Genomic DNA, 21,840 nt, shown 5'->3' with positions numbered 1-21,840 from the left:
TTTCGCGCTTTTTTACTTAATCTGGCTTTGACAAAACAGAAAATTTTGAAAGACGGAATTGTACACGATGCACAATGATTTTATGCGTAGAAGTTTTTGCTTTTTTGACCCGGCATTTTCCGTTTCGCACCATCTTGGAGATTTGAGGGGCGATTAGTCCATAGGGAACTCGTATTGAATAAAATCGGTAAAAATCTATGTTATTTGCCGGACCGAAACGGATACCGTTTGCTTTGAATTGCCAATAAATTGTTTCTAGCCAGAAATTCTGAAGAATCGGATCTGGCGGGTAACGATTCCTTGTAGCGCACTTCCACCTTCAAACTGTTGGTTATCACCAGAATTTGATTTTGAGGTTCGGTATCCTGGATAGTGATTTCGTAGGTTCCATTCGGAGGTAATGAAAGTTCAATGCCGCAGGCAGGAACTTCAGTATAGGTATATTTGCCGCCGGCATTATACCGTAAATGGCGGGCAGGACTAAATACCGTAGAGCGTACGTACTTCTGTAAGCACATGACATATAGTTCAGAAGGCGTTTTACCTCGGTTCATAGAACGACTATCTATGGTTTTCATGGCATGACCCATCTGCTGGTAGAGCTCTTGCGTGGAAATGCCTCGACAGTGCAGCCATGTACAGAAGTTCCTTCGCAGAGCGTGACAGGTCGCCATAGACTGCAAAGATTGGTCTTGTTTTTTAGAGGCGAATGTGTAGGCGCGTTCATTTGATATTAACGTAAAATTCTCTTTTTTGCGAAGAACCCCTGAAATCAACTTACTGGTATAGTCTTGGAAGGCGGCTGGGGCGCTGTTTGACTCCGAGACTTCACCACCCAATTGATTACACATCAGAGATAAGAAATAATTGTTATCCTTTGTATTCGTGCCAATGGCGCAGATAAGCTGACGTCCTAAATCAACGGATACCGGGATGGTTCTATAGGATGGATTGGTTTTCGGAAACTCAGTTCTTTTGCCATTTTTAGTATCGAACTGACCAGTGACACTGATATAGTAGAGTTGGCCCTGAGAGCCTTGGATGCAGTGGAGAGAGCTGTATAAGAGGCCTGTGCATTCACTGATGCGCAAACCAGTATCAATGAGCAATGCTATCTGACCATGTATTTCAGAAGTACTGCAGAGCTGCTGGAGAACATTGAATGGAAGACTCCGAGCACTGTCTGTTCTGGCTAGCAATAATTCATCGTGCGAAGGCTTTCCGTTATATCGGCTCGGGATAACAGGAATTTCGTAGCCACTTACTTTTTGTAAATCCAGAATCAATTCGTAAAGCAGATTTAGACGCTTCTTTGCTGACTCTGGAGCTTCCATTCCGGGAGACCATTGAGTGGTGCCACGAGTTGCTTCCAAGGCGTGGCGACAAATCTTATATTGAAGTTCTGTATACACTTCTTTGGTAAGGTCTTCCGCAGTATAGCCTTTTATCTCATCCATAAGGATCTTGTACTGACCCCTATTCATGGCATTTGCCATCTTTTGAATGGCATCACTGTACTCCGATACGAGTAAAAAACCTCGTGTGGGTTGGATTCCCTCAAGGACAAGGCCGTCCCAGTACATCTTAAGCTGATATAAATCCTGAGGTTCGGCCTTATGCGCCTTAAGTTCGTAGATGTCGTACTTGTCATTTGTCCCTTTGTCGACTACATCAATACGAGTGCCGGTTGGCCAAACAGAAATTTCACTGGTTACTTCATCTTCAGGATTCGCGGCTTTGAGGAGTTTCATCCATTTCTTTTTCAGTTCATCCTCGCTGTATTTTATGGCGTTTTTCTGGGGAGGAAACTCTGATAGCGCATCGAAAACAGTTTCCCAATCGGGATCGTTTCGGTCGATTCCCGTTTTGTTGTTAAGGGTGGCAAGAACTCCCCGCGGCAGTTCGGGTAAAATCAGCTCACCTACGAATTCGTTGTAGCTGTTGTGCCGACAGAGGGGACTTCCATCTTCACGGTGCCAAATCTCTCCCAACTGGGCAGTGGCGATTACACGCTTGCCAAGCCGAATATCAATGCCTTGGGTAGGCTGGCTGCATTGATAGTAAAATCGAGTTTTACTGCCATGTACAAGGTGCTCACGCTTGGATTTGTCAAGCGTACCGTGAACATAGGTGACCGGAACTATCTGACCACCCAGTTCGACTTCCAGCCGTTCGGTTCGTGCCATCATTATAGGAACCGGGATGGGCGGTACCAGCAGGCTGTTTTGCCCGATGGTTACTGCAATTTTAGCGCTGGGTTCAAGTGAGATGGGGTCCAGCTCTAGATAGCCACGGTAGGCAACCCCCAGATGTTCAATAAGCCACTGACGCAGTGTAGATAAATCGCTTAGTTTACGGTTTCCCTGACGTTGCAAAGTGCGGGCCATAGACATCGGCACTCGCACATAAATGACCGTCGAAGGCTCGGGCCACTGGAGATTCAGCGTATCAGGAAGGTCGATTGTATTTGTCATTTTTACCGTCATGTTGAGGTCGAAGGGACCGCTGACCTTGTAATAGGGACCGGGCTGGCAACGGGTGTAGATACACCAGTCTCCGCTACCGCCGGACAAGCAGGCCAGTGCGTTATTCAAGCCATAACCGTGTTCGTTTAAACGGTTATCGTTTATCCCTCCTTGCGATACTCCCATTATACCGTTTCTTTTTCCGAGGAACAATTGAGCCGTACTTCAATCGGGAGGCACAAAAATTAACCGGAAGTTAAACAACAGAAAATAGAGTGGAATGATTTTATAGGCTTATTGTTTCTTTAAGAGGAAAAGCCGCTTTCGAGTTAAAGAGGGAAACAAAAGTGCGGAGAGAAAAAAATCTGAAAAAAGGTGTTGACAAAGTGAGTTCGGGGTGGTATTATAGTCAGGCTGTCCGGCGCGGAAGCGACGCGGATGGCCGCTGAAAAACCGCATAACAACAGCCTTTGAGAGCTTTTCGGGAGCTTCGCTCCTCGAAAAAACTTCAAAAAATCTCAAAAAAGTTCTTGACAAAATGAACTTCGCGAGATATAATAAATAGGCTGTCACGCGAGATGCGAACAGCGGGCAGGACCTTGAAAATTGAACAAAACTGAAACTTGTGGAACCTTATCGTGGGTGGAAACCCACGTAAATCAATTCCAAATTACAAGTAATTCAAATAGGACGCAAGCGATTGTGTCTGAGTGATTTACAAGATTAAACACTTATAAAGTGATTTAATACCATTTTATAAAGAGTTTGATCCTGGCTCAGGACGAACGCTGGCGGCGCGCCTAACACATGCAAGTCGAACGGAGTTATTTCGGTTGAAGTTTTCGGATGGATACTGGTTTAACTTAGTGGCGAACGGGTGAGTAACGCGTGAGTAACCTGCCCTGGAGTGGGGGACAACAGTTGGAAACGACTGCTAATACCGCATAAGCCCACGGCCCGGCATCGGGCTGAGGGAAAAGGATTTATTCGCTTCAGGATGGACTCGCGTCCAATTAGCTAGTTGGTGAGGTAACGGCCCACCAAGGCGACGATTGGTAGCCGGACTGAGAGGTTGAACGGCCACATTGGGACTGAGACACGGCCCAGACTCCTACGGGAGGCAGCAGTGGGGGATATTGCACAATGGGGGAAACCCTGATGCAGCGACGCCGCGTGGAGGAAGAAGGTTTTCGGATTGTAAACTCCTGTCGTTAGGGACGAATCTTGACGGTACCTAACAAGAAAGCACCGGCTAACTACGTGCCAGCAGCCGCGGTAAAACGTAGGGTGCAAGCGTTGTCCGGAATTACTGGGTGTAAAGGGAGCGCAGGCGGACCGGCAAGTTGGAAGTGAAATCTATGGGCTCAACCCATAAATTGCTTTCAAAACTGCTGGCCTTGAGTAGTGCAGAGGTAGGTGGAATTCCCGGTGTAGCGGTGGAATGCGTAGATATCGGGAGGAACACCAGTGGCGAAGGCGACCTACTGGGCACCAACTGACGCTGAGGCTCGAAAGCATGGGTAGCAAACAGGATTAGATACCCTGGTAGTCCATGCCGTAAACGATGATTACTAGGTGTTGGAGGATTGACCCCTTCAGTGCCGCAGTTAACACAATAAGTAATCCACCTGGGGAGTACGACCGCAAGGTTGAAACTCAAAGGAATTGACGGGGGCCCGCACAAGCAGTGGAGTATGTGGTTTAATTCGAAGCAACGCGAAGAACCTTACCAGGTCTTGACATCCGATGCATAGTGCAGAGATGCATGAAGTCCTTCGGGACATCGAGACAGGTGGTGCATGGTTGTCGTCAGCTCGTGTCGTGAGATGTTGGGTTAAGTCCCGCAACGAGCGCAACCCTTATTGCCAGTTACTACGCAAGAGGACTCTGGCGAGACTGCCGTTGACAAAACGGAGGAAGGTGGGGATGACGTCAAATCATCATGCCCTTTATGACCTGGGCTACACACGTACTACAATGGCGTTTAACAAAGAGATGCAAGACCGCGAGGTGGAGCAAAACTCAAAAACAACGTCTCAGTTCAGATTGCAGGCTGCAACTCGCCTGCATGAAGTCGGAATTGCTAGTAATCGCGGATCAGCATGCCGCGGTGAATACGTTCCCGGGCCTTGTACACACCGCCCGTCACACCATGAGAGCCGGGGGGACCCGAAGTCGGTAGTCTAACCGCAAGGAGGACGCCGCCGAAGGTAAAACTGGTGATTGGGGTGAAGTCGTAACAAGGTAGCCGTATCGGAAGGTGCGGCTGGATCACCTCCTTTCTAGGGAGTCAGACGTAATGAGTCAGCTGGTCTGAGTCATTACGGACAGGGAAACAAGTTTCAGTATTGTTCAATTTTGAAGGCCCTGAAGTGCGAAAGCACGACAGACCTTCAGAAGCATAAGGGACAGCGAAACCCGAAACGCTGTAAGGCGCGGGGGTATAGCTCAGTTGGGAGAGCACCTGCTTTGCAAGCAGGGGGTCAAGGGTTCGAATCCCTTTATCTCCACCATTTGGGCTGATAGCTCAGCTGGTTAGAGCACTCGGCTGATAACCGAGAGGTCGATGGTTCGAGTCCATTTCAGCCCACCACTGGTTATCCAGTGCGCTGGGTAACCCAAGAATCCTTATGCAAAGACCTCGAAGGCTATACGGAGTGAAACGAGCCCTTCACGGAGCGAGTTGAACGAAGTATAACACACTCGATGGTCGAGTCCAACGGATGGATGTACACCGCATCGCGCAAGCGAGGCGGACAGATGTCCGAAGGACAGATGTACCTTGAAAACTGAATATAGAACTGCGAAATGAGATTTTAAGCTAGTAAAATTCCTGATTTTTTATAAAATCTATAATTTCACCAAGCGGTAAAATCTCGTTGGCAAATGGAGAATCTGAAAAGAGATATGTTTATCGAGAGATAAACAACGGTCAAGCTACAAAGGGCGCAAGGAGAATGCCTTGGCACTGGGAGCCGATGAAAGACGTGGTAAGCTGCGATAAGCCTTGGGGAGGAGCAAACATCCTTTGATCCAGGGATTTCTGAATGAGGAAACTCACTGAAGCTCATACTTCAGTATCCTGCACTGAATCCATAGGTGCAGGAGGGGAACCGCCTGAACTGAAACATCTAAGTAGGGCGAGGAAGAGACATCAACCGAGATTCCGTTAGTAGTGGCGAGCGAACGCGGAAGAGGGCAAACCGGAAGGAGAAATCCTTCCGGGGTACGGACCGCTTTTAGGACCCAAGCTGTTAGCCGAATGGTGTGGGAAAGCCATCCGGAGAGTGTGAGAGACACGTAGGCGAAAACGGCGAGGGCTGCGCGAGTTCCAGAGTACGGCCAGACACGTGAAACCTGGTCGGAAGATGGGGGGACCACCCTCCAACCCTAAATACTACCCAGTGACCGATAGCGTATAGTACTGTGAAGGAAAGGTGAAAAGGACCCCGGGAGGGGAGTGAAAAAGAACCTGAAACCTTGTGCCTACAAGCACATAGAGCACATCAACGTGTGATATGGTACTTTTTGTAGAACGGTCCGGCGAGCGATTGTACGTTGCGAGCTTAAGCACTTCAGGTGCGGAGGCGTAGCGAGAGCGAGTCTGAATAGGGCGTTCAGTAACGTGCAATGGGCCCGAAACCGGGTGACCTACCCATGATCAGGCTGAAGTGAAAGTAAAATTTCATGGAGGGCCGAACCGACCTCCGTTGAAAAGGCGGCGGATGAATTGTGGGTAGCGGAGAAATTCCAATCGAACTCGGAGATAGCTGGTTCTCCCCGAAATAGCTTTAGGGCTAGCCTCATGTTAGATACCCGGAGGTAAAGCACTGAATGGCCTAGCGCCCGAGAGGGTAGCGAAGCCTATCAAACTAAGAATGCCGGAGTATCGATGCATGGGAGTCAGACAGTGTGAGATAAATCTCATTGTCAAAAGGGAAACAGCCCAGATCTACAGCTAAGGTCCCAAATTGTATCTAAGTGGAAAACGATGTGAAAATACACAGACAACCAGGATGTTGGCTCAGAAGCAGCCACTCATTTAAAGAGTGCGTAATAGCTCACTGGTCGAGCGTCTTTGCGCGGAAAATTTAACGGGGCTAAGATACAAACCGAAGCTTAGGCTGCATCGTAAGATGCGGGGTAGGGGAGCGTTGTGTAAGCGGAGAAACAGTAGCGTAAGCGGCTGTGGAGTTTACAGAAGTGAGAATGCCGGAATGAGTAGCGCGAATGCAGTGAGAATCTGCATGGCCGGAAACCTCAGGTTTTTGGAGGAAGGTTCGTCCGCTCCAAGTTAGGCGGGAGCTAAGGTGAGGCCGAAAGGCGTAGCCGATGCACAGACGGTAGAGATTCCGTCCCCACCGAAAGATTTAAGCGCAGGGACACTTTTTGAAGGTCAGAGCCGGGTGTTGGTTCCGGTAGTGATCGAGGGAAATTTAGTACCGAAGTCTGGCTGAATGAGAGGCGAGAAAAGCTGCGTGTATATCTAAGGTGCCCGTACCGCAAACCGACACAGGTAGGTAGGAAGAAGATTCTAAGGCCAACGGGAGAAGGGTTGTTAAGGAACTCGGCAAGTTGACCCCGTAACTTCGGAATAAGGGGTGCTCACGAGAGTGAGCCGCAGAGAATAGGCCCAGGCAACTGTTTACCAAAAACACAGGTTTGTGCTAAATCGAAAGATGACGTATACGAGCTGACGCCTGCCCGGTGCTGGAAGGTTAAAAGGAGATGTGCAAGCATTGAATTGAAGCCCCAGTGAACGGCGGCCGTAACTATAACGGTCCTAAGGTAGCGAAATTCCTTGTCAGGTAAGTTCTGACCCGCATGAAAGGCGTAATGATCTGGGCACTGTCTCAACAGCCCGCCCGGCGAAATTGTAGTACCGGTGAAGATGCCGGTTTCCCGCGACAAGACGGAAAGACCCCATGGAGCTTTACTGTAGCCTGATATTGGGTTTCGGTGTTGCATGCACAGGATAGATGGGACGCTAGGAAGCAGAGGCTTTGGCCTTTGTGGAGCGGACGTTGGGATACCATCCTTGCGACATTGGAATTCTAACCTGCGCCCTTGAATCAGGGCGGGGGACATTGTCAGGTGGGCAGTTTGACTGGGGCGGTCGCCTCCTAAAATGTAGCGGAGGCGTTCAAAGGTTCGTTCGATCTGGACGGAAACCAGATGAAAGAGTGCAAACGCATAAACGAGCCTGACTGCGAGACTGACGGGTCGAGCAGAGACGAAAGTCGGAGTTAGTGATCCGGTGGTATGTGAGTGGAAATGCCATCGCTCAACGGATAAAAGTTACCCTGGGGATAACAGGCTGATCTCCCCCAAGAGTCCACATCGACGGGGAGGTTTGGCACCTCGATGTCGGCTCATCGCATCCTGGGGCTGAATTCGGTCCCAAGGGTTTGGCTGTTCGCCAATTAAAGCGGTACGCGAGCTGGGTTCAGAACGTCGTGAGACAGTTCGGTCCCTATCTGTCGTGGGCGCAGGATATTTGAAAGGCGCTGTCCCTAGTACGAGAGGACCGGGATGGACGAACCTCTGGTGCACCAGTTGTCACGCCAGTGGCACAGCTGGGCAGCTATGTTCGGATCGGATAAACGCTGAAAGCATCTAAGCGTGAAGCCGGCCTTAAGATAAGATATCCCACTGAGTCAATCAGGTAAGACCCCTTGAAGACTACAAGGTTGATAGGCACAATGTGTAAGTGGCGCGAGCCATTCAGCAAGCGTGTACTAATAGGTCGAGGGCTTGACCCCATCTTGATCAGATACTCTATTTGCAAAGCAGTTCGATATTCAGTTTTGAGGGTACATCCTCAACAAAAGAGAAGCAGATGACAAGGTCATATGCATGGCCGGTGTCGATGACGGTGAGGTTCCACCTGTTCCCATTCCGAACACAGAAGTTAAGCTCACTTGTGCCGAAGATAGTTGGCTGGAGACGGCCTGTGAAAATAGGTAGATGCCGGCTTCTCTGAAAAGCAGCCTCCGGGCCGAGCCTTGGGCCCGGTCCGGAGTTTGCTTTATATGCACCATTAGCTCAGCTGGTAGAGCAACTGACTCTTAATCAGTGGGTCCTGGGTTCGAGTCCCCGATGGTGCACCAAAACAATATAATCCGAACTTATTTCCGATAGGAGATGGGTTCGGATTATTTGTTATATTCGACCCCGGCGAAGCCAACCACTCGGCTCGGGGAAGGAAAAGGACCATATAAATGCAAAAAAGGCGGGGCGTCACCATTGCTGGATGACGTCCCGCCTTTGCTATACCTTTATTTCTTTTCCTTCTCTTTTTCCTTTTCCTCTTGCTCCTTCCTCCATTGGGCAAACTCCCGCTGGCCTTCCTCACTTTCAAAGAAGGCCAGGATATCCGGCAGAAGGCATCTGGCGATGGCCTCTACCTGATACTGAGGGATGTTGGTGCGGTTGATCGGTTTCTTCCTTCTTCCCAAATGTACCTCCGTGACTCTGAAAATGTTTCATCGCTCTTGTTCTTTCGCCCGACGGTGGACTTTCTGCTGTTCCCGCAGCGCCTTTCGCACTTCCGGGGGAATGTTGTCCACAAACCGCCGCAGCTGTTGATTTTCCTTTTTCAGCATGAACAACTCCAACTCCTTCTGGCTGCTGTCGTCCTCCTTGATCTGGCTTCGGAGGTTGATGTTCTCCTGGGTCAGATACTGGATGGTGGCTTGATACTTCTTCATCTGGCCCAAATGCTTTTCCAGCTGGGAGAAGTAAGGCTCCACCATTTGCAGCAGCTCGTCCCGTTTCTTCCCTGCATTCAGCACCCCGATCTGAGAAATGACCTGTTCAATGGCCTGTTGCTGTTTAGAAAGGTCAGTGGACTGTTTGAACAGCCATGTGGGAATGTGCTTTCTCTTGGTGACCAGAGAACTTTCCCCCCGCTGCAGGACTGGGAACGCCTTGTTCATGTGGGCGTGGAACTCATCCTGCCACCGGGAGAGCTGCACCCGATTCCCCAAAATCTCCTTGGCAGACAACCGTCCATCCTTCGTGATGGGGGTGAAGCAGAGATGCAGGTGGGGCGTTTTCTCGTCCATGTGTACCACGGCGGAGAAGATATTGCCCCGCCCCACCTTCTGCTCCATGAAGGCCACAGCCTCCGTGAAGTAGGCCCGGACTTCCTGCCTGCTTCTTCCCTTAAAGAATTCTGGGCTGGCAGTGATGAGGGTGTCCACAAACATGGTGCTGTCCTTCCGGGTTCGGCAGCCCGCCGCCTTGATCCGGCTGTTTATCTCTCGCCGATACTTCTGCGTGGGCTGAATGATATGAAAATTGTCCTTGCTCCTGCGGACATCTATGTCCGGGTTGCTGGCGTACTGTTCCTTCCGGCGCTCGTGGTGTGCTTCCAGAGCACCTGCCGGTCCCGCCTTGTGTTTGGTAAACCGTAGAATTGCATACTGTGATTTTTCTCCCATTTTGCCTCCTGTGGCCGATATTTTTCCCCGTCAGTGGAGTGGGCCGCCCCATCCCTGTACAGGGTCGGTACGGCCCGGTTTGGGGCCTCTGTGGCCCCTGGGTGCCCTGCATGATAACCACCTCCCTTGCAGTTATCGGGACAGAAAAAAGCCACGCTCACCCGGTTCGGGTTGCGTGGCTTTATCGCCCTGATTCCTGTTCGTATTGGATAAACTGCTTCTTGATAGCCTCCATTCGCTTGACCACGGCACTGTGGGTTTTGTACCCCAGCCTGTCTGCGATCTCTTCCAGTGTGTATCCCTCCACCCGAAGTTCCAAAATCGCCATATCCTTTTGGGATAGGGTGGCCTTGAACCGCCGACAGAAGTCCTCGCTCTCCACCTGTTCCGTGAAGTCACCCTTTGGGTCGGGGAGGGAATGAATGTTGCTGTCCTCATCCTCCATGCATTCTTCCAGGGAAACGGTCTGTACCCGTTTGGAGCGGGTGTGATACCACTTGCGGAGGAAGTCTTTTCGGACATTGGTGTCCCACCGCTCAAAATCTTCCTCGCAGGGCATGTTCCGTATTACTTCCAACATGGGGCCCCAGCCCTGTTCCTCGATGGTCTGTTCCACCACCTGTTTCATGACCTGGCGCACATCTTCCGGGTCGCAGAAGGGAATCTCATAGTCAGGGGGCAAGGCAAAGAGTGCCTGCACGCCCCAGCCCCGCAGTTTTTCCACTCCTTTGGCCCACAGGGGCAAGGCATAGGACAAGCGCCATACCGGGGAATAGCCGGAGTAATGTTCCTTCCAGCCGCCAAAGCCAAAGTGAGGGAAAGCAAGGGAAGCCACGGCATCCATGATCTCGTTCAAGAACTGCTGGCTCAAAATGACCTTGCCCCATCCGGGGGAAGCGTTCAGTGCTCCCATGCTGCGGGGCAGTTTGCTCAGTGTAGGATAATGGGAAATCACATCATAGGGCAGCATATACGCCAGAGGCAGGTAACGGACGGGGCTGTCATAGGAAAATTGGTAGATAACGGGCATATAGGTTCGACCTCCTTTCGTGAGAGACGGTTGTGTCTCTAATTATTAACGGCACAAGTATATACCTTTTGTTCCTGCTTTTCAAAGAAATTTGAAAAGCAGGGAAATAAATTTCCATAGCAATAGGGAGCAGAAAGCCTTTTAGGCGAAGAAAGGAAGTTTTTCTGTTTATGACTTGCAGTTTTCACTTTATCCCTTTACAATGAAAGCAGATAGAATTGCACCTGTTTGGTGCGGAAGGGGGATTGTTGCATGGGACTGATTGCAAAATCTGCAAAAGAAGTTACGGAACGACACAAAGGATTTGAGCCGCTGGAACTGACCGAGGGCAACGTCCAGGCCATCTTCAATCGGTGTTTGGCGAAAGAGGGTGAGGACTTCTATAATGTTCAGGTGGTCGGCTCAGAACTGACAAAGAACCCTTCAGATATTGTCCAGTTGTCCAGAGAAAAGATGGAAAAAAACGAGCAGAATATTCGTTATCTGCTGGGCCAGTTGAAAACAATCCATATTCCCAATGTGAAAGTAATCTCACTGCAAGAGGGTTTCTTCCGATATGACAATCATGTTTGGACAAAAGACTTTAACTCTCTTTTTCAACTCTACGATTTGGCATTGGGCTGTGTCTATTTCCGTGGCTTTGGACAAACAGAGGACGGGAACATTAGCAGCCTGATAGATTACAAGCATATCACCCCCACGCTCTCCCCGAAAGACCCCGCCTTCCCGGCGTGGTGGGAGGCCCACAAGAGCGAGTGGGAAGCGTGAGGGCGAATCTTACGGATAAACTATTGAAAATAAACTTGCACCTGTTTGGTGCGGAAGGGGGATTGTGTCATGGGCTTTAATCTGAATAAGGCAAAGGCGGCAAAAGAAGAAATTTTGAAGTCGTTTACTCCTCTGGAACTCAACGAGGGCAATGTTCAGGCCATCTTCAAACGGTGCCTGATTACAGAGCAAACAACCGATACAATCGGCACTTCAATTATGGATGTGGAATTAGGTTTACTGAAAGAGCATGTTCCTGTTTTGTTTGATAAGAAGAAAATAGTACAAGATAAAAGGGCCATTCAATATCTCTATGGTCAGCTTTTGAACAGACATCAGGGAAAATCCTCTATTTCGCTGAATGAGGTATTTCAAACATACAATGGGGAAACCTGGACGAAAAGCAATGGGGTTGTATTGATTTTTTTGCATTTGGGCAGTGCGACAACATCTATCATGCCATTCGATTGCCAAACCAAAGTGGCCCCTCTCCCATTTCTTTATCCTGCGACCCTCTCCCCGAAGGACCCGGCGTTCCCAGCCTGGTGGGAAGCCCACAAAAGTGAGTGGGAAGCGTGAGGGCGAATCTTGTGAACAAATGATAGATGATAAACCAGCACACGTTTGGTGCGGAAGGAGGATTGTGTTGTGGCGATTGACATGAATGCTTTGCGGGCAAAGGCTATGGAGAAAAAGACGGAGAAACCACCAGAGTTTATCCCTATTGATTTGAACGAGGGCAATGTCCAGGCCATTTTCAATCGGTGTATTGCCAAGGAGGGAACGCCGGAGGACAAGTGCTTCAACAGCATCCTGTTTTCCCGTCTGCGGGGGTACAGCTCCGATGCAGAGCGCATCGTTGTGTTCAACCGGGAAAAGGTGTTGGCCAACAAGAAAAATATTCGGTATTTCTATGGTCAGTTGAAAAATATCCATGCAGGAAACAAAAACTTGCAGATTAGCGAGGCGTTCCTCACCTACTCCGGCACGCACTGGACAACAAACAAGGGTGTTCTGCTGGAATTTTTGTATTTGGGTGCTATCAATGATGGACATTGTCTATTGTGTGCTTTTGATGCCGAGAGTAACAATTCTACTATTTTGAATACCGATACCATCACCCCCACTCTTTCACCAAAAGACCCGGCGTTCCCGACGTGGTGGGAGGCCCACAAAGCCGAGTGGGAGGACTGACAGTTTCGTCCGAGTGCGTACCATCGAATTAGGTGGTCTGCCCTGACTTTGTATACCTGCCAGCCCCCGGCACCTTTTCCCAGCCCGTGGTATAGGGCGCTTCGCCCAACCTTGCGCCCCCGTTTCCGTACTCCTGTGGCCGGCAGGTATAACACACTATACCTTGCAAGCAAGGTAGTGTGCCAGGGGGACACCCCCTGGACCCCCTCGTGCTACTGGTGTGCGCCGAGTTGATCCCGTCCACCTCTGTTTTGTAAAACGCATAGAACCAGCGCAGGACAGCGTACCCCGTGGCTGCCCTGCGCTTTTTCTTTTGCCCATCCGTAAATCTCGGAGAATCTGATTTCGGGTTGCATTTTTGGAAAAACCGGGTTATAATGAAATTGACCCGGAAAAGGAGGCGAGAGTATGATAGAAGTGGGTAAGCGATTGAAAGCCCTGCGGGAGAGCATCGGATTCTCTCAGGTGAAGATGGCCCAGGCATTGGGCAGCACACAGTCCAGCATCAACCGATATGAAAATGGACAGTCCTCTCCATCGGTGGAACTGTTCCGCCGGTATGCAGATTACTTTGATGTGTCCCTGGATTATATCTTTGCCCGGACGGATAAGCCCCAGGGGGAAACCTATCACTTCAAGCCCAAGGCAGCCCCGGAGCGGGAGGAGCTGCGGCAATTCATTGAGATGTGCTTTGACCCGCAATCTCCCATGAACGAAAAGCTGAAGGAAACCCTGTTCCGCATGATGGAGGGTGAATCATGAATGCTGTGATCTATGCCCGGTACTCCTCGGACAACCAGCGGGAAGAAAGTATCGAGGGCCAGATCCGGGAATGCACTGCCTACGCTGAGAAAAACGGCATTACCATCCTGCGCCACTACATTGACCGGGCCTTGTCCGCCAAGACCGACAACCGCCCGGAGTTTCAGAACATGATCAAGGACAGCGGCAAACGCCTGTTTGATATGGTCATTGTCTGGAAGCTGGACCGGTTTGCCCGCAACCGCTACGATAGCGCCCGTTACAAGACCACACTGAAAAAGAACGGGGTGAAGGTGGTGTCTGCCACCGAGATTATCTCCAACGGGTCCGAAGGAATCCTTCTGGAAAGTCTGCTGGAGGGCTATGCGGAGTATTACTCCGCCGATCTGGCAGAAAAGGTCTCACGGGGAATGACCGAGAATGTCCTCAAGTCCAAGTACAATGGGGGAAACCGCACCATGGGATATGTCATTGACAGTGACCGGCATTTCCAGCCGGACCCCTTGACTGCGCCATTTATCCGAGAGGTATTCCAGCGGTATGCCGAAGGAGCTACCATGACCGAGATACGGGACTGGCTCAATGAGCAAGGGGTAAGAAACACCAGGGGCCAGAAGATGAACTACGGCAGCATCCAGCGGATTTTAAACAATCGCCGGTATATTGGAGAATACACCTTCCGGGGAACCGTATCGCCGGAGGGTATCCCGGCCCTTGTGACGCGGGAACTCTTTGACCGGGTGCAGGAGAGGATGGCCAAAAACAGAAAGGCCCCGGCCCGTTATAAGGCCGAGGAAGAATATCTGCTGACTACCAAGCTGTTCTGCGGTTACTGCGGAGCGTACCTCTGTGGGGAGAGCGGTGTCAGCCACACGGGAAAGGTGCATCGGTACTACAAGTGCGTATCTGTGAAAAAGAAGCGGACGGAGTGCCACAAGAAATCGGTGCGGAAGGACTGGATCGAAGACCTGGTGGTCAGCGAGACCATGAAGATGGTCATGGACGATCAGGTCATTGAAGCCATCGTGTCCATGCTCATGGATCTGCAGGACCGGGAGAATGTGAATCTTCCCCTGTACGAACAGCAGCTGCGGGAGGTAGACCGGGCCATCGAGAATCTGCTGAACGCCATCCAGCAGGGGATTCTCACCAAATCCACCAAGGCACGGCTGGAAGAACTGGAAGCCAACAAAGAGGACCTGGAGACCAGGATCACCTGTGAGAAGTTGGCTAAGCCTCGGATCAGCGCCGAGTTCATCACCTTCTGGCTGCAACGGTTCCGCAAACTGGATGTACGGCAGGAATCCCACAGGAAAATGCTCATTGATACCTTCATCAACGCCATTTTCCTGTATGACGACAAGGTGGTGCTCACCTTCAACTATAAGGAAGGAACCAAGACCATCACCTTCGATGACCTCAAGACCGCTCTGGCAGAGGAAAAAATAAGTTCGGATTTGGATTGCCAAGCTGCACCAAGAAGAGCCTTACGGAAAACGTAGGGCTCTTTTTTTATTGCTATAATCCGGGATGTTGCGGCAGCCTGTGCACCATCGGGGACGAGAACAGCTGCGAAGGCGACCGCCGCCTGCGGCGGAAACAGTGAGCCGGAGCAGGGGCAGAGGTTGCAGAGGTGGCGTCCCATTCCAAGGGGCGCTGGCCGATGCGGGCACCGCAACCTGTAGGGCCCCGCCGCCTTGCGTACCGGCGGGCAAAAACGGTGCAGTGGACCATTTTAGAGCGCAAGTCCCTCCACAGCCTGATTGGCCGGAAAGGGGGCTGTACCATCCCCTTCGGGGCGGGCTCATGTGTCGTGCAAGCGCTTGCATTCGCCTCGCGGGGATCGGTCGCTAATTTTGCACCATACTGAAAAATCCGAACGCATACTTTTTGTAGATGCGTTCGGATTTGTGTTTTTGTAGGTTTGGTGATGCGATTGTGATTACACCCGATAATGTCACAGACCTTATGGGGTACCCATCGGAAGGCTTTTGAAAGGCCAAGAGGGATATCTGTCGCCATTTTTGTGAAAGGTACATACCGCGTTGTAACAAAATGTGATTATTCTTTCTTGCTTCGGCGTCAAGAAACAAAATGATACAATAAATTGAAAAAGGGCGACCTTTTGTCATTGTGGAATACAAAGGAATAATCTATCATTGAATTGTTGGAATTGCACGAATTCGGGCCTTGTTGGTTGAGAATAACTGATTAAATGGCAAGGGGGATAGTAATGCTCAAGTCTATCTGTGTGAAAAATCCGGACGCAATTACGCTGCGAGACTGTTTCGGCGCAACGGCGCTGTCTACTGTAAATGGTCTCTGTACCGTGTTTATGTCCAGCATGTTTATGCAGTATATGACCGACTACGCCGGACTGGGCGCTATGGGAGCGACCTTGGCTACATCGCTTCTTCTGTTTGCGCGGATCTTTGATGCTGTGGATGATCCCGTTCAGGGATTATTGATGGATCGCGGGAAACGGACCAAAATCGGAAAGTACAAACCTTTTTTTCTCCTCAGCATACTGCTGACTGGCATTGGCTGTGTATGTCTCTACTCGTTCCCGTCCGAGTTTGTGTCCAAGCCCGTACTGGTTGTTGTGTGGGTTGTCGTTTTCTACTTTTTGTTTGATGTGGGAACATCCTTTTATAAGGATAATCTATTGTTCCGAACGATGACCAATGATCTCAACGAACGTTCCAAGCTGGTTATCGGGCCGCGGGTTTGGACCATGATCCTGGGCGTTGTTACGTCCGCCTTTACAGCTGTGCTGGTTGCGGTCAACGAACGCGTGGGCAACTATCATGACTCATTTGCCATCCTGATCACTGTTATTGTTGGTGCAGCGATGGTGCTCTCTCTTATTGGCTGGTTCCTTGTCAAAGAAAAGCACAGTGTGCAGGAAGAAAAGGCAGAGTCGGTAAAGTTTAAGGACTTCTTTCTTCTGTTCAAAGAGAACAAGCCGATGGTGGTCTACTATTTGAAATGCGTCTTTTCCGGTTTTATCTGGTCCCTTATTTTTGCCACACCTGCGTATTACATAAAATGGGGATTCTGCACGGATTTGGCCACCGGCGTCACAGACATGGAGCAGTATGGTGTCCTCAACGGCATTTCTTCCATGATGATGCTCGTACCACTCCTGTTTGGTGCAGTTATTGGCCGTCCGCTCTTGAAACTCTTTAAGAACAACCCGATCAAAATGACTTGTTTCCTTCTGATTGTGCAGTCTGTCGGCGGGGTGGTCCTGTTTATTACCCAGATGGCGGGCCTGCTTACGAATATTCCTGCGCTGTTCTTCATTACCCTGTTCATCATGGCAGTGGGGGTGGGAAGCGACTTTGTCCCGCAGTCCATGGTGGAAATGGAGATTATGGACTACAACATTTATAAAACCGGCAAGGATCGTTCCGCTTTGACAATGGTTGTCGGCAGCTTCATTGTCAAAGCCCAGGCGGCGCTTTCGGCTGCAATTATTGGCGCTGTGCTCATGGCAATCGGCTACAACGTTGATCCCGTCACCTCCGAATACATGGGGGAACTGTCGCAGATCCCGACCATGCTCAATTGGTTTATCGTTATCATGGGCCTTGTTCCTGCCATCCTCGGTGTATTGTCGGCTTTGATCCTGCGGGCATACCCGATCAAGAACGATGAGCGCCGAAAAATCCGGGAATGCCTGGATCGCTGCAGTGCTGGGTAAGGCTCATTCCTCCGCAATATGTCGGCGGTATTCCAATGGGGTGAGACCATACTCACGCTGAAACACTTTGTAGAATTGCGTTCTGTTCTCATAGCCCAGTGATGCCGCGATCTGGCAGACCGGCAGCTCTGTGTTTCTCAGAAGCCGCGCCGCCTCGGCCATCTGTACCTTTTGACAGTACGCTTTAAGTGTGTATCCGGTGTTTGTCTTGATGATGCGGGATATATGCTCGCAGGAGTAGTTGAGTGCCTCCGCCAGATTGGTCCGGTGGATAGCCCCGTGGTGGGCTTCAATCAGCTTCTTGACCTGTTCCACCGCCAGCAGTTCTTGACTGTGCCTCAGCGAAATGTGTGTTGCTTTGTATATGTCAGGATTCTCTAGGGCGGCAAACAGCCGGAGCAGAGAGGAGTAAACGTCAAACTGGTATCCGATCCGCTTGACCGAGAAAGCACGAATCAGTTCCTGGGTGAGCTGTGGGATCGTATCTGCTCCTAAAAGGGTGAAGTCCAGGTAGTCCTTTTTATAGGCGGCACGTTCCGACAGGTTGTCGCTGAAAAACTGATTGAGAATGCTTTTGTACTGAAAGGGTGGTGGAAATGATTTGGGCCACTGTGTCAGCAGAGAGGCATTGATGCCGATGTAAACGATATCCGCATTCGACATATCTGTTTCGCGATGCATGGTGTTTCGATTGAGGAGACAAAGGTTTCCCTGCGTATAGGTGGTCTCGGCCCCCTCGATCATCACCCGGACGTGGCCCCGCTGCACATACATCAGCTCAAAAAAATTATGTTTGTGCATGTAGGTCTCATGAAAGAATTCGTGTTTGTTTGGGGTGTGAACGCAAAAGGACCATGCATCCATATAGTTGGAAAACAAGTATTCCTGAGGTTTCTGGATGCTGGTTACGATCGACAACGGAGAAAAATAGTCCCGTTCGGCCGTATGGTTGCGAAGATAGTTCGGACCATGGCTGCCGGTCTGGTTCCGCATTTCATCAATGCTGTCAAAAAACAGGTGTTCCATGCGAGCATCCCCCCTTTATGGCAGTATAGCATGGAATTGAGTATTTTTGAAGGAGGAAGTATCTGTGAAACGGCAATGCTATAACCCCTATCTTCCCAGTTGGGAATACATCCCGGACGCTGAACCGAAAGTATTTGGTCAGCGGCTGTACATTTATGGGAGCCATGATCTCTTTGGTGCCAAGGAATACTGTGAGGGCGATTACGTATGCTGGTCGACCCCGGTAGACGATCTTTCCGACTGGCGGTATGAAGGCGTAATCTTTAAAAAGCAAGATACGCCGTGGAATAAAAAGAACCAGTCCTACTATGCACCGGACGTGGTGCGCGGCACAGACGGACGGTACTACCTTTACTATTCGGTGGCCAATACGTCGATCACATCGGTCGCTGTGTGTGACAAACCTGCGGGGAAATACCAATATTTGGGCGATGTTCACTTCCCGGACGGGCGAGTCTACGGCTCAAAGCCGGAAGATTGGTTTATGTTTGACCCAGCCGTTCTGGTTGATGATGACGGGCGGGTGTTTCTCTACGTGGGTAGCGGGCAGAAATCCAATGGACAATTCGGCCACGAGATCAAGGGGCTGTTTGTGATGGAACTCAGCTCTGATATGCTGACCATCGTCAGCGAACCAACCATCATCATGCCGGCGGATTTTGATCCCAAGAAGCCGAACTATTGGGAAGGGCCCTCTATCCGTCACATCGGTGAGTGGTATTATCTGGTCTATCCGGCCACGGACATCACCGGTCTCAATTACGCGATGAGCCTGTTCCCCGACAAGGGATTTATCCACAAGGGACCGATCCATTCCTCAAGCGATATCGGTCTGGAGGGAAGAAAGCTCATGAATGCGGCATATCCGATGGGAAACAGCCACGGCGGTATGGTATGTGTCCACGGGCAATGGTATATATTTGACCACCGAACGACCAATGGCGCCAAACGAAACCGGCAGGCGGTAGCCGAGCCCATTGAGATCCGTGCGGACGGGACCATCCGCATGGTGGAGTCCACGAGCTGCGGATTGAATGGCGGCCCTTTGAAGGGAACCGGGACCTATCCGGCCTACATTGCCTGCGTCCTGCACCATGCCGGTACGTTTGGTCTGCGCAACCCGATGGGCGGACCCGAGATCACCCAGGATGGTCCGGACTACGAGCCACCGGAGCCCGGGGAACGGGAAGTGACCATAGAGACCGAGAGGACGGCACCAAAGGCGTATATTTCCAAAATGAAGAATGGCAGTATTGCCGGCTTCCGATATTTTGATCTGAATGAAAGCACCCACATTGCTGTAACGGTTCGCGGCGCAGGCGGCGTGCTGGAACTCTTACCTGGGGAAAAAGGCCCTGTCATAGCATCCATTCCCATTGCCGGGACAGCCGACTGGACAACCGCCGGAGTAAAATTCAACGCCAGACGTTTGGCGTTGGAGAGCCGACGCCCCATTGATTCCTGCCCGCTGTATTTCCGGTATAAGGGAAAGGGAACGCTTGACATCTTGAGTATTACGTTGGCATAAAGGGGGATAACGATGGACTGGACACCAATCTGGCATCAAGCCGCGGCCCCTGCCTTTGCGATGGGCTTTTTGGCGGGCAAGAAAAAAACAGTGGTGTATTCTGTGATATCCCAGGTTTCGGGCGAGAAACTTCGGGTCCGCTTCTCCAACCACTATGGAAAGAAACCCTACACCATTGGGGGACTGACCGTGTGGGCACATGGAGAGATGCATACCGTCACGCGGGACGGCAGCCGTGTGTTCACGGTCCCCGCGGGGGAAAGCTGTTATTCGGATGAGTTGACGCTCCCGGTGACGATGGGGGAAGAGCTGGAAATCAGACTCTACTATGCATCCAAGGTCATGGACAGCAATATGATCGAGGAAAATGCGGTAAGCTATCCGGGAAATCATACGGCGGACAGAGAGCTGCCCCCACCCCGGCGGGAAAGATATATGGAACAGTACAACCTTTATGAAGCGATTCCCGGGATGGATCAGATCGAGGTGTTTACCGGTCAGCCTTCCAAAATCATCGTGGCGTTCGGGGACAGTATAACGGCTATGAACCGCTGGGTAAAACCGTTGCAAAGGCGTCTGTTCGATGCATATGGCGGTGACTACGCACTGATGAACGCCGGAATCGGCGGGAATTGTCTGCTTTATGATGTCCCGGGCCTGATGGGAGCTTCCTACGGGGAGAAAGGGGTGTCTCGCTTTGAGCGTGATGTACTCCGCTTTTCAGAACTCTGCGGAGTGATTTTTGCATTGGGGGTCAATGATGTGGCCTACTATTCCCAAAAGACAGGGGCGGTCATCTCGCTGGAACAATATTGTTCGGCCGTAACCGATATTGTGGATCGGCTTCATAAGGCCGGTGTCCGGGTGATTGCCCAGACTCTTCCGCCTCGCACCGGTTTTGTGAAAAAAGGGTATACCCGGGAGATGGAGGCGCTGAGAGTCCGCATCAATGGATGGATCAGAGATAGCGCGCTGTTCGATTATGTGCTTGATGCGGATGCACTGCTGCGCGATCAGAAGAATCCTTCGTTCACCGACGAGCGTTATCACCAGGGGGACCACCTGCACCCGAATCAGGCCGGAGGAATGCTGCTGGCGCAGGCGTATGATTTGCAAAAGCTGACAGGGGAGGTGTAGGCATGGGGAAAAAGTATTTCACGCTCAGCTTTGATGATGGACTGGAACAGGACAAACGGGTGATCCGGCTCATGAGGCAATACGGGCTCAAAGGAACCTTCAACCTCAATGCCGGCCTGTTTGGCACTCGCGGCGAGGTGAAGGGACTTGGAACCTTCTCTTTTCAGGATTGCCCCGAAGGCGTAAAGCACAAGTGGCCATTTTCCTATGTGCAGCACAACCGGATCCCACTGGACGAGGTGTGCCAGGTCTATGAGGGAATGGAGATTGCCACCCATGGCTTCCGGCATGAACCGCTGGGGGCTGTCAGCGAGGATGAAATGCGCGCATCGGTGGATGCGGACAAGGCCGCGCTGGAAAAAATCTTCGGCACCACGGTCGTGGGGCACGCCTATGCGCAGGGTTCAACCTCGCCGGCTGTCCAGGCGTATCTGAAGGCGCAGGGGTATCAATATGCCAGAGTGGTCTTTCCCACCGGCGGCTTTGCGTTCCCGGATGATCCGCTGAACTTTCGGCCTTCCTCCTCGCTTATTCTGAAAAATGCCGTGAAGCTGGTGGAGCGCTTCAAACGTGAGGAACCCGGAGAAAAGGATCTGCTGTTGTTCCTGTGGGCACACAGTTATGAAATGGACTACGAAAAGGGGAACGCCAGTTGGTATGCTTTGGAGCGGCTTTTTGAATCGATCGCAGGCCGAAGCGATATCGTGTATTGCACAAACAGCGAAGCGTTCGCGCATATTTAAGGAGAGCAGGAAAGTGAAAAAGAAAGATTTTAACCG

14 protein-coding genes, 3 tRNA genes and 3 rRNA genes are annotated in these 21,840 nt (G+C 50.9%); 15 read left to right on the top strand and 5 right to left on the bottom strand.

Annotation, left to right across the window (positions count from 1 at the left end):
• Positions 1-200 precede the first annotated feature (200 nt).
• Positions 201-2,651: a site-specific integrase gene (locus NQ490_RS00270; RefSeq protein ID WP_007046775.1), complete on the bottom strand. Its 2,451-nt coding sequence runs from the start codon at positions 2,649-2,651 to the stop codon at positions 201-203.
• A 567-nt stretch (positions 2,652-3,218) separates the two neighbouring features.
• On the opposite strand from NQ490_RS00270, the gene NQ490_RS00265 reads away from it, so the two are divergent.
• The 6 genes from NQ490_RS00265 to NQ490_RS00240 all read left to right on the top strand — a co-directional run bounded on the left by NQ490_RS00265 (position 3,219) and on the right by NQ490_RS00240 (position 8,575).
• Positions 3,219-4,747, top strand: a 16S ribosomal RNA gene (locus tag NQ490_RS00265).
• 155 nt (positions 4,748-4,902) lie between these two features.
• Positions 4,903-4,978, top strand: a tRNA-Ala gene (locus tag NQ490_RS00260).
• A gap of 3 nt (positions 4,979-4,981) precedes the next feature.
• Positions 4,982-5,058: transfer RNA gene (locus NQ490_RS00255), tRNA-Ile, on the top strand.
• Positions 5,059-5,395: 337 nt separating this feature from the next.
• Positions 5,396-8,227 (top strand): 23S ribosomal RNA (locus tag NQ490_RS00250).
• A gap of 97 nt (positions 8,228-8,324) precedes the next feature.
• Positions 8,325-8,441: ribosomal RNA gene (gene rrf / locus NQ490_RS00245) — 5S ribosomal RNA — on the top strand.
• The 16S, 23S and 5S rRNA genes sit together here with 3 tRNA genes alongside, the layout of an rRNA operon.
• 58 nt (positions 8,442-8,499) lie before the next feature.
• A tRNA-Lys gene (locus NQ490_RS00240) sits at positions 8,500-8,575 on the top strand.
• A 168-nt stretch (positions 8,576-8,743) separates the two neighbouring features.
• On the opposite strand, the gene NQ490_RS00235 is transcribed toward NQ490_RS00240, so the two are convergent.
• The 3 genes from NQ490_RS00235 to NQ490_RS00225 form a co-directional block, all read right to left on the bottom strand.
• Positions 8,744-8,923: a hypothetical protein gene (locus NQ490_RS00235; protein ID WP_007046198.1), complete on the bottom strand. Its 180-nt coding sequence runs from the start codon at positions 8,921-8,923 to the stop codon at positions 8,744-8,746.
• Between the two features lie 27 nt (positions 8,924-8,950).
• Positions 8,951-9,910 carry a MobV family relaxase gene (gene mobV, locus NQ490_RS00230; RefSeq protein ID WP_007046199.1) on the bottom strand — a complete coding sequence of 320 codons (960 nt, stop codon included), beginning with the start codon at positions 9,908-9,910 and terminating at the stop codon, positions 8,951-8,953.
• A gap of 181 nt (positions 9,911-10,091) precedes the next feature.
• Positions 10,092-10,940 (bottom strand): RNA polymerase sigma factor, encoded by an 849-nt coding sequence (locus NQ490_RS00225; protein ID WP_007046200.1) that lies wholly within the window; start codon positions 10,938-10,940, stop codon positions 10,092-10,094.
• A gap of 252 nt (positions 10,941-11,192) precedes the next feature.
• Here NQ490_RS00225 and NQ490_RS00220 point away from each other — a divergent pair, with 252 nt between their 5' ends.
• The 6 genes from NQ490_RS00220 (at position 11,193) to NQ490_RS00195 (ending at position 17,370) form a co-directional block, all read left to right on the top strand.
• Entirely contained in the window at positions 11,193-11,708 is a 516-nt protein-coding gene (locus NQ490_RS00220) for a hypothetical protein (protein ID WP_007046202.1), read from the top strand.
• A gap of 69 nt (positions 11,709-11,777) precedes the next feature.
• Positions 11,778-12,287 (top strand): hypothetical protein, encoded by a 510-nt coding sequence (locus tag NQ490_RS00215; protein WP_007046203.1) that lies wholly within the window; start codon positions 11,778-11,780, stop codon positions 12,285-12,287.
• A 69-nt stretch (positions 12,288-12,356) separates the two neighbouring features.
• The gene (locus NQ490_RS00210) at positions 12,357-12,902 is read left to right on the top strand and encodes a hypothetical protein (protein WP_040917508.1); all 546 of its coding nucleotides are present in this window, start codon (positions 12,357-12,359) and stop codon (positions 12,900-12,902) included.
• A 408-nt stretch (positions 12,903-13,310) separates the two neighbouring features.
• Positions 13,311-13,664: a helix-turn-helix domain-containing protein gene (locus NQ490_RS00205; RefSeq protein ID WP_007046206.1), complete on the top strand. Its 354-nt coding sequence runs from the start codon at positions 13,311-13,313 to the stop codon at positions 13,662-13,664.
• Positions 13,661-15,166, top strand: coding sequence for a recombinase family protein (locus NQ490_RS00200; RefSeq protein WP_259951336.1), 1,506 nt, complete (start codon positions 13,661-13,663; stop codon positions 15,164-15,166). The genes NQ490_RS00205 and NQ490_RS00200 overlap by 4 nt, the downstream gene beginning before the upstream one ends.
• 731 nt (positions 15,167-15,897) lie before the next feature.
• Entirely contained in the window at positions 15,898-17,370 is a 1,473-nt protein-coding gene (locus NQ490_RS00195; RefSeq protein WP_040917510.1) for an MFS transporter, read from the top strand.
• A gap of 3 nt (positions 17,371-17,373) precedes the next feature.
• Here NQ490_RS00195 and NQ490_RS00190 read toward each other — a convergent pair whose 3' ends face one another.
• Positions 17,374-18,396, bottom strand: coding sequence for an AraC family transcriptional regulator (locus tag NQ490_RS00190; protein ID WP_007046210.1), 1,023 nt, complete (start codon positions 18,394-18,396; stop codon positions 17,374-17,376).
• A 64-nt stretch (positions 18,397-18,460) separates the two neighbouring features.
• Between NQ490_RS00190 and NQ490_RS00185 the strand changes: the two genes are divergently transcribed.
• Genes NQ490_RS00185 through NQ490_RS00175 form a run of 3 tightly spaced genes read left to right on the top strand, consistent with a single transcriptional unit; the run spans position 18,461 to position 21,804 of the window.
• A complete protein-coding gene (locus tag NQ490_RS00185; RefSeq protein ID WP_040917512.1) occupies positions 18,461-19,924 on the top strand; it encodes a family 43 glycosylhydrolase in 1,464 nt (487 codons plus the stop codon).
• A 12-nt stretch (positions 19,925-19,936) separates the two neighbouring features.
• Complete coding sequence (locus tag NQ490_RS00180) at positions 19,937-21,061, top strand: GDSL-type esterase/lipase family protein (protein ID WP_007046212.1); 1,125 nt, start codon at positions 19,937-19,939, stop codon at positions 21,059-21,061.
• Between the two features lie 2 nt (positions 21,062-21,063).
• The gene (locus tag NQ490_RS00175) at positions 21,064-21,804 is read left to right on the top strand and encodes a polysaccharide deacetylase family protein (RefSeq protein WP_007046213.1); all 741 of its coding nucleotides are present in this window, start codon (positions 21,064-21,066) and stop codon (positions 21,802-21,804) included.
• Positions 21,805-21,840: the final 36 nt, after the last annotated feature.

Source organism: Subdoligranulum variabile (assembly GCF_025152575.1).
Lineage (GTDB): Bacteria > Bacillota > Clostridia > Oscillospirales > Ruminococcaceae > Gemmiger > Gemmiger variabilis.
The sequence above is the reverse complement of the archived record's forward strand: the minus strand, read 5'-3'. Positions and strand labels throughout refer to the sequence as shown.

Coding starts and splice junctions, on each gene's coding strand:
- NQ490_RS00215 (WP_007046203.1), top strand. CDS start 11,778: ATGGGCTTTAATCTGAATAAGGCAAAGGCGGCAAAAGAAGAAATTTTG.
- NQ490_RS00205 (WP_007046206.1), top strand. CDS start 13,311: ATGATAGAAGTGGGTAAGCGATTGAAAGCCCTGCGGGAGAGCATCGGA.
- NQ490_RS00220 (WP_007046202.1), top strand. CDS start 11,193: ATGGGACTGATTGCAAAATCTGCAAAAGAAGTTACGGAACGACACAAA.
- mobV (WP_007046199.1), bottom strand. CDS start 9,910: ATGGGAGAAAAATCACAGTATGCAATTCTACGGTTTACCAAACACAAG.
- NQ490_RS00175 (WP_007046213.1), top strand. CDS start 21,064: ATGGGGAAAAAGTATTTCACGCTCAGCTTTGATGATGGACTGGAACAG.
- NQ490_RS00190 (WP_007046210.1), bottom strand. CDS start 18,396: ATGGAACACCTGTTTTTTGACAGCATTGATGAAATGCGGAACCAGACC.
- NQ490_RS00200 (WP_259951336.1), top strand. CDS start 13,661: ATGAATGCTGTGATCTATGCCCGGTACTCCTCGGACAACCAGCGGGAA.
- NQ490_RS00180 (WP_007046212.1), top strand. CDS start 19,937: ATGGACTGGACACCAATCTGGCATCAAGCCGCGGCCCCTGCCTTTGCG.
- NQ490_RS00195 (WP_040917510.1), top strand. CDS start 15,898: ATGCTCAAGTCTATCTGTGTGAAAAATCCGGACGCAATTACGCTGCGA.
- NQ490_RS00270 (WP_007046775.1), bottom strand. CDS start 2,651: ATGGGAGTATCGCAAGGAGGGATAAACGATAACCGTTTAAACGAACAC.
- NQ490_RS00225 (WP_007046200.1), bottom strand. CDS start 10,940: ATGCCCGTTATCTACCAATTTTCCTATGACAGCCCCGTCCGTTACCTG.